A 7,753-nucleotide genomic window follows, 5' to 3' on the forward strand; every position below is an offset into this window, starting at 1 on the left:
CTTTCCTGATTACCAAATGTAAATGGGTTTATCCTTTGTCCTTTATCCTTTGTCAGTTGTTGTTTGCAAATGACAAATGACCAATGACAAATGACCAATGACTAATCAGCGATTAATGATCTGGATATCGTGATTTGAACGTAGATTGGTATCAGCCCAAGAACATATCAAACCTTCCGATCCTGGGTCAATCAATTGTTCTGGCGATGGTTGTCGTCGCCAATTTTCTCCTTGCTTGCGGATGGGAAACAGCAAGACGGGGCCTAAATGACGCACGCCTGGGGTTTGTTGCAGTAAGGCTACAATATCTGATGTATAAACTGGTCGCCCAAATGGCCAACCTTTGCCGTCCATGCCTCCAGTTAATGGATTTAAATATTTATACAACGATCGCCTTAAATTCCGACGAATTTCTTCTCTGGCAAAAGGGTTGTCGTATGCTGGCTCTAAAGCAACTTCTGTCTGTACAGAAACACCTACATAATTTGGTTCTTGTAATTCTATTTGTACCCCTAATAAGCGTCTTTCATCTAAGTAACTTAAAATTTGCTCTTGGAGTGCATTACTGAGAGCAAAATCTTCTGGTGTCATGCCATCGCCTTGGGCGATCGCATCTGTGTTTGCATAGGGAACTATCAGTAAACTAACTATACCAGCTTGTCTTTGAGAATTCGCTGGCAAACAACGGACGCGAGCGATCGCACCAGCACCCGCCTGTTGAGCTAAAACTTCAAAATCTTCGGCAGTGACGGCGCGATCGCGCGTGCGGAGGATGCGCGGAGCCTTGATCACAGCTTGCTCCAGCGATTCGGCATCTGCACCATTGATTGCTGGGACACGATTGATCACACTAGCAATATATGGATATGCAGACTTCAAAAACTGGATTGCCCCAGGTTGAACATTGCCTTCTCTACCACCACCTGTACGATAAGCAACCATTTTAATCTCTGAGCCACGGGGAGGAATTGCGCCGTACTGGTGTTCAGACTGGTTATTTTCAATAACTTGTACAGATGTGTCATCTAGTGATGGTTGCTGGATTCGCGTTCGCACGTATGTTTGCTGTTTAAGTTGGCTAGGTTCCCGAATCAGCGGCCCAAATTGAATTGTACCAGTGATCGAATCGATGGTGTAATGAAAGTGATGGGGCCCAGAATCTGCAAAATCTCTCACCTCAGTCCACTTCTGAGGCAATCCACCAGCGGGAGTAACTAAAATATACTCATTTTCTCGGCGTTCTAAAATCGGTGCGCTTTGTAATTCAAAAGTCTGACCGGGTGTACCATCACTAATTCCTAAGCGCTCATCTTCAATAAAGGTACTGTGACTAGCCCTAACTGTACCGCCAATTGACCGCACTGCTAAACCAGTAATTCGTGGTGGACGATTGTAACCAGATTGATTCGCTTCTGTAGTCATAAAGCTACAGCGTAGCCAGCGACCCCGGTAAGAGGTAAAGTTGGTAACAGGCCAATTTTGCGGTAAATGCAGACGGATATCTGCTCCTTCAGACGGATTACCACCCTGTTCAGCGAGTTCGTAAAAACTGAAGCCGCGAGTCTCATCATCTGACTCTTGAAATAAAACTGGTTGCCAATGTTCTCCATCCCAGGCTGACCACCTCCGAGGCGGTTGATTGGGGTTAATACCAGCTGGCGTAGCTGCGGCTCCTTGAAAAGTAATATCTAGAACATTACCATCTAGAGGATCATCAGAAGCGATCGCTAAATAAAAGCAGTTACCAGGCTGGGGTTCCTCCTCAAATATCGGTTGTTCATTACCTGTCCAGTAACCGTTAGATTCACGATTCCATGAACTTGTGACTCTTTCTCGCAAAGATTGGGGAATATCCTCGGTGGTTTGGGCAGTTAAAAAGTGTTGTATGCGGGGGTTGCCGATAATTAGAGGAGAATCTGTACTAAAGGTAATAGCTTCTGTAGTTTCAGTTTGGATCGTTGAAACTTCTAATCCTGCCGGAATAGTGTAGGCTTCAGGCAGTGCAGCGCTTAAATAAAAAGTTAATTCCGTGCGGGCTGGGGCGGGAGGTTGGAGACGAATACCCAGTAATTCTAGAAAAGCGACATAATTTTTGCGAGGAACTTGGTTAAATCTGAGCAACATCTGGTCAGTTAACCAAGCAAATAACTCAATTAGCGTAATTCCTGGGTCACTGAGGTTGTGGTCTGTCCATTCTGGACAGTAGCGAGGAATACGCATAATACATTCTTCCACCAAATCATCGAAGGCGCGATCGTCTAAATTGGAAGAAGGTAATTTTGGTAGAAAGTCAAAGTTCACGATTCCTCCCCAGCTGAAACCAAATAATAAGGATAAACAAAACTATAAATATCGGGGCCGTCTTTGAGTCGATAATTGATGATGATATCCACTCTGCCACGCACAGGGTCAGGATCAGTGAGAACTTCATCGATAATAATGCGTGGTTCCCAAACTTCTAAAGCTTCCAAGACATAAAGACGAATTCGCAGTAGGGTATCGCTATTCAAGGTTGCAAACGCCAGTTCTGACAAGCGCGAACCAAACGTAGGTCGATAAACCCGCTCACCTACTCCCGTGCGGAGGATAATCCAAATAGATTCTTTAACTTTTTGATCTTCACGGCTAAGTTGTATCCCACCTTGCACACTTAAATGCAGTGGATAAGCCCAACCTGTTCCCAAATAGGCTCGTTGACGACCATAAACCATATCTGGCACTTAGACAGCTGTTACATGGATATCTTCAAAGATATCGCCACAGAAGGTTTAAGCCTATTCGCCAAAGGTCGAGGTTGAAGAGGCAGGGGGGTAGGGGAGGTAGAGGGAAAAGCCGCTTAATAAGCGGGTTTCTCAAGTTGGCATAGATATAATTCTGACTTTTCACAGGATCTGGAAAACCTCACTTCTATTTCTCTCTCCTACAAGGAGAGAGACTTTAAATTTTCCCCCTTCCCGACACGGGAAGGGGGCTAGGGGGTTAGGTCAATCGTTAGCTTTTCAACATGACCTGAATTGTCAGATATAATCATGTCCATTTAGTTAACAGGTGATGCGTTAGTCACGACAGCTTCACCATTCATAACCACAGTTGAAGTTGTGGTAACAACAGCTTTAATTTTTCTAATCACACAATCAGTTGTGGTTACCACAGCTTCACCATTCATAACCACAGTTGAAGTTGTGGTAACGACAGCTTTAACTTTTCTAATCACACAATCAGTTGTGGTTACCACAGCTTCACCATTCATAACCACAGTTGAAGTTGTGGTAACGACAGCTTTAACTTTTCTAATCACACAATCAGTTGTGGTTACCACAGCTTCACCATTCATAACCACAGTTGAAGTTGTGGTAACGACAGCTTTAACTTTTCTAATCACACAATTAGTTGTGGTTACCACAGCTTCACCATTCATAACCACAGTTGAAGTGTAAATAAGCTTTAGATAAAGCTTGATTCCCTCTGCTCTTTTGCCTCTTTAATCAGCCGCGAATCAAAACAGTGGGATTACCTTTGATAATTTTATTCGGTGGCCCTAATGCTTCTATAATAGTATCGCCCATACGACAGGCAGGCAGGTTGTTAATCAATACTGTCTTGCTACCGTCAATTACAACACCGGGGCCATGTGGAGGTACGGGCGAGGGTGTGACGCAATTATGAATATCAGCACCGGCGGCAGCAGCACTAATTGTGCTACCCATAGTAGCTGATGCTGTTGTCTTTGTAGTTTGTTCGGCGGCTAAAGCAGCAGGTGCCCCTGGTGTACCAGCCGCCGCCTTAGTAGCAGTCTCAGCTGCTAGGACAACCGTATCAGAAATTTGTTTGGCAGATAGCAAAGCCGGTACTGCTGCTGCAAGCACACCCCGCCACGCAGGTAAAGACCCAATCAACACATTGCGACTACCTGGGCCTCCTGTCAATACTGGCGGTAAGGGATGCGCTACATTGTCGGTAATTCTTGCTGCTGGTCTACCCATGACAACCTCCTAATAATATTTTTCATGATCAAACTTTAAAAAAGCCGAATCAAAATAATTGGTAATTCGTAATTAATTAAGGCGAATCATCAGACCTTTGACTGTAATCGTCCCCCTGGCTGAAATGTCTATATTTCCAACAGCATCTAATGACAAATTACCTTTTGATTCCACTGAAACAGACCTAGCGATGTCGTCCATTGTGATTGTATGACCACGTTTGGTTTCAATCACTATACACTTTTGACTATCATTGAGATAGATTTTGTGACCGTATTTAGTTTCTAGGCGAATACCTGTTTTACTAGTGAGTTTATCTTCGTCGATAAACTGTAGAGTATGTCCGACACGAGTTTTAAAGGTGCGTAATCTTACGCCACGTTTTGCAACTGAGTCACGCACCTTTTCCGGTGGTGCATCCTTCCCGTTCCATACTCCGCCAATTATATAGGGACGGTGAATATCGCCATGCTCAAAACCTACCAGTACTTCATCGTCTATCTCTGGTAAACAGTCGAAACCTCTGTTTTTCCCTGCTCCCAAAGCTACAACTCTCGCCCAGTCACTTGTATCTTTTTCTGTGAGGGTGGGAAACTTGACCTTCACTCTACCCCATCCCTCTGGGTCTTGGTTATCAGTTACAATTCCCACTAATAAAGTCTCAGATGGCTGTAAGCGTTTTTGTGTAGATAGAGTTGTGAATAAGTCACCAGAACGTAGTCCTCGCACGCTGAAATCAGTGTCATAAATCCGATTACTGTAGAAATGGCGTGTTTCTGTAACATAATACTTACCACTATAGCGATCGCCCATACCCTGAAGATCAATTACTTGCCCCGGTCGAATATCAGGATTCCCCTCTGCCTTGGCATCTGCATAAACAAATTCTCCTCCCAGTTCATCACACAGAGCCTGAGCCATAGTCTTTGCTTCTTTTGCGCTAGCAACGGGTTTATCTACAACAATCATTTCCTGGGACTTAAGATTGGGAAATGCACTACTGGTACTACTTCCTAGCTGATTACCTGTCTCGGTTAATTGCTTCTCTTTCTTAGCTGTTTGGGTAATCAATTGTTTCTTGGTATAGTCCCAGGCACGTACTTCCACAGAACTCACCTGTTCAGCACTGGTGACGCGAATACTAAATTTATTAATATCAACTAGCCATTCTAGTGGTAAAGCTTTCTGAGCTTTTGGTTTGCAAAAATTTATTTGGCCATCTGTAACAAATAGTTCAAAACCAATACGGGCAGCCCTTTCACGCAAAAACTCCATATTAGTTTGGTTTTCTTGGAAGACATACTTATGCACTGCGCCACTTAAGTCTATATCGCCAAGTCTTATCCCTACTTCTTTAGCTATTTTTTTGACTATGCCGCTATCAGTTTCATTCAAGAAAGAACGATTATAACGACCTCTGTGAAGACGATGGGAAATATCATAGCCGCGAACAATTATATGAGCTTCAGATTTTTCATTAAAGTGAACTTCCATCCCTGTAATTTCGCCTTCAATCAAGAATTCTCCTATTTCCTTTTGAAAATTCTTATCTTGAGTAGTACTCGAAGTAAAACCCAAATTCACTTTCTTACCAATTTTAAACAACTGCTCATATCGCCAAGGCTTGTTTTCTGGTTGGTCAGATGTGGAAATATAGCTATTATGTATTACTAGCGTAAACATTGCTGGCAAATGAAGGCTTTCTTCTATTGTCATTTGCAACACATCCTTCATTAATTCAGGCGAAGCGGGTTTTCCGTCTATCTGGATTTTAGGTTCGCTTAAATAAAGGCTTTTTTTAGGAGGCATAACTATTATTTTTTTAACTATGAGATTTTTCGAGCAGTCTTGAATCACAAAGTAGTAATCAATACTAATTTATCGCCTTGGTAATTTTGGTTGCTCAGTTTTTCCCAGCTTTTGATCTAGCGGAGTATTTTTGCCTTTAGAAGATGATGTTTTTCCTCCAGGAAGGTTTTTTTTATCTACTTCTTGCAAAGCTATATCTACCAGTGCCCTGACTGGTGTACCATCACTAAGAAACATATTTAAAGTGTAAGTTAGACTCGTGATTACACAATAAAAATACTCTGACCCCCATGTAAATATGTAAACAGGTGGACGACTGTCAGTTGCTGTACTCATAGTTTCTACACCTTTCTTAATGTCATCTATATACTTTTTCATCACCGACTCTTTCGTTTCATAAGTATCATAGAGTAACTGTTTAAGTGTGAACTTGTAAGGTTCAACTCCAGAAAAATTTACCTTAGGAAGTAGAGTTGTTCCTCTATTACCTTGCCTACTTTCCCACTTAACAGTCCGAGCAAAACTAATGTCTGTGGGATTAAACATTAATTCAATATCTGGTGCTTCACCGTTAAAAGCTATAAGTTTGGCTTTCTCAAGTTGGGGCTGACGCTTTTGAATAACAATAATTGCTGGACTTGCCATTTGAGTATTTCTCCGAAAATTAATTACTGAATGAGAATTTACCAAGGTAATCGACCTGAGAAACCGCCATGACGCTCTCGCTCAATTTCTACCCGTTGTCGTAATCTGTTATAAATTTCACGGGCTAGAGCTTCAAGAGCAGCCGTATCATCTTTATTATCTTCTTGAGAAGATGAGGATACGCTCTCTATCGTCTCGGTTACTGGTTCTATTTCTCTAGATATGTCGGCTGGAGTGACTTCTCCACCATCAGCAAAACCTCTAGGTGTAGGAAGGTGTTTAGCAAAAACTTGTGGTGATTCTGAAACATGAGAAAATTCAGAATTTTTGCTGTTAGATTCCATATCACTAAAGTTGAAGCTAGTGAATTCATCATTATTTCCATTTAGTAAATCTTCCACACTTGACCATTGAGAAGGTGTGTTTGACCCTTGGGAAGGTGTGTTAGTGATGGGATTTGCTTTTCGGAAAATGAGGGGAGGTGATGAGTATTGAGGTGAAGGTTCATCAACATGAATTGTTTTGTTTTGAAGAAGATTAAGCTGTGGAGAATTGAGGATCGAAAGCTTCTGTTTTCCAATATCCAACCCCAAGGAAGAAGGAATTAAAGATTTAGATATCTGAGGTGAGTGAGTCTCAGCGCTTTTTAGCTGCAATGAAGTGTCTGGAAAAGAATCGACTTTAGTCGGAGTTTCTGGAGAAGTTTTTTCTTCTGATTCCTTAAAATTGGGTGTCTGTAAACTTGGAAGGATAATATCCTGCGGTGTCCCACCAGTGTTGATGTGAGGTAGTAAAGGTAAATTATTCTGTGCATCTCTGGTATTAATCACAAACTCCCCAGGCGTAAGCATTGCTGGTACAGTATCCAAGGGTGCTATCTGCTGGCGATTTTCAACGTGGGAGTCTGTCAGATGACCACCAGTAGCATAACCTTTAGGTGCTGGCAAATTTTTAATGGTCGCATTTTGCTCAACTTTAGGTACTGTGCTTACCTCATCTTGTGGGGAAGTTGGTTCTTCTGGGATATCTGGATTATCTGAGGTATCAACAAAGGTTGATATTTCAGGATTTGTTACCGCAGAGGAAAATTCTGATTTTACTGGTTGTTCATTGTCAAGAATTTTCCTGAAAATACTCCCAGTTTCACCAATCTCAGGCGATGTGGCGGTAATTAATGGTGCGATCGCAGTTTCACTAATCTCAGGCGATGTGGCGGTAATTAATGGTGCGATCGCAGTTTCACCAATTTCAGGTGATGTGGTAGGAAGTGGTGCGATCGCAGTTTCACTAATCTCAGGTGATGTGGTAGGAAGTGG

Annotated in this window: 7 protein-coding genes; all 7 read right to left on the reverse strand. The window is 42.4% G+C overall.

Features of this window, described 5'->3' with window-relative positions; all coding sequences use genetic code 11:
• Positions 1-105 precede the first annotated feature (105 nt).
• A complete protein-coding gene (locus HWQ41_RS12345) occupies positions 106-2,301 on the reverse strand; it encodes a putative baseplate assembly protein (RefSeq protein WP_292763088.1) in 2,196 nt (731 codons plus the stop codon).
• Positions 2,298-2,711 carry a GPW/gp25 family protein gene (locus HWQ41_RS12350; RefSeq protein ID WP_292763142.1) on the reverse strand — a complete coding sequence of 138 codons (414 nt, stop codon included), beginning with the start codon at positions 2,709-2,711 and terminating at the stop codon, positions 2,298-2,300. The genes HWQ41_RS12345 and HWQ41_RS12350 overlap by 4 nt, the downstream gene beginning before the upstream one ends.
• A gap of 326 nt (positions 2,712-3,037) precedes the next feature.
• Positions 3,038-3,418, reverse strand: coding sequence for a hypothetical protein (locus HWQ41_RS12355; protein WP_292763091.1), 381 nt, complete (start codon positions 3,416-3,418; stop codon positions 3,038-3,040).
• Between the two features lie 67 nt (positions 3,419-3,485).
• Entirely contained in the window at positions 3,486-3,983 is a 498-nt protein-coding gene (locus HWQ41_RS12360) for a PAAR domain-containing protein (RefSeq protein WP_292763094.1), read from the reverse strand.
• 72 nt (positions 3,984-4,055) lie between these two features.
• Positions 4,056-5,792: a VgrG-related protein gene (locus tag HWQ41_RS12365; RefSeq protein WP_292763097.1), complete on the reverse strand. Its 1,737-nt coding sequence runs from the start codon at positions 5,790-5,792 to the stop codon at positions 4,056-4,058.
• A gap of 69 nt (positions 5,793-5,861) precedes the next feature.
• A complete protein-coding gene (locus HWQ41_RS12370; RefSeq protein ID WP_292763100.1) occupies positions 5,862-6,437 on the reverse strand; it encodes a hypothetical protein in 576 nt (191 codons plus the stop codon).
• Positions 6,438-6,475: 38 nt separating this feature from the next.
• Positions 6,476-7,753, reverse strand: a 1,278-nt coding sequence (locus HWQ41_RS12375; RefSeq protein WP_292763102.1) for a hypothetical protein, incomplete at its 5' end; no start/stop codon positions are given.

The organism is Nostoc sp. NOS(2021) (assembly GCF_017115025.1).
Classification (GTDB): domain Bacteria; phylum Cyanobacteriota; class Cyanobacteriia; order Cyanobacteriales; family Nostocaceae; genus Nostoc.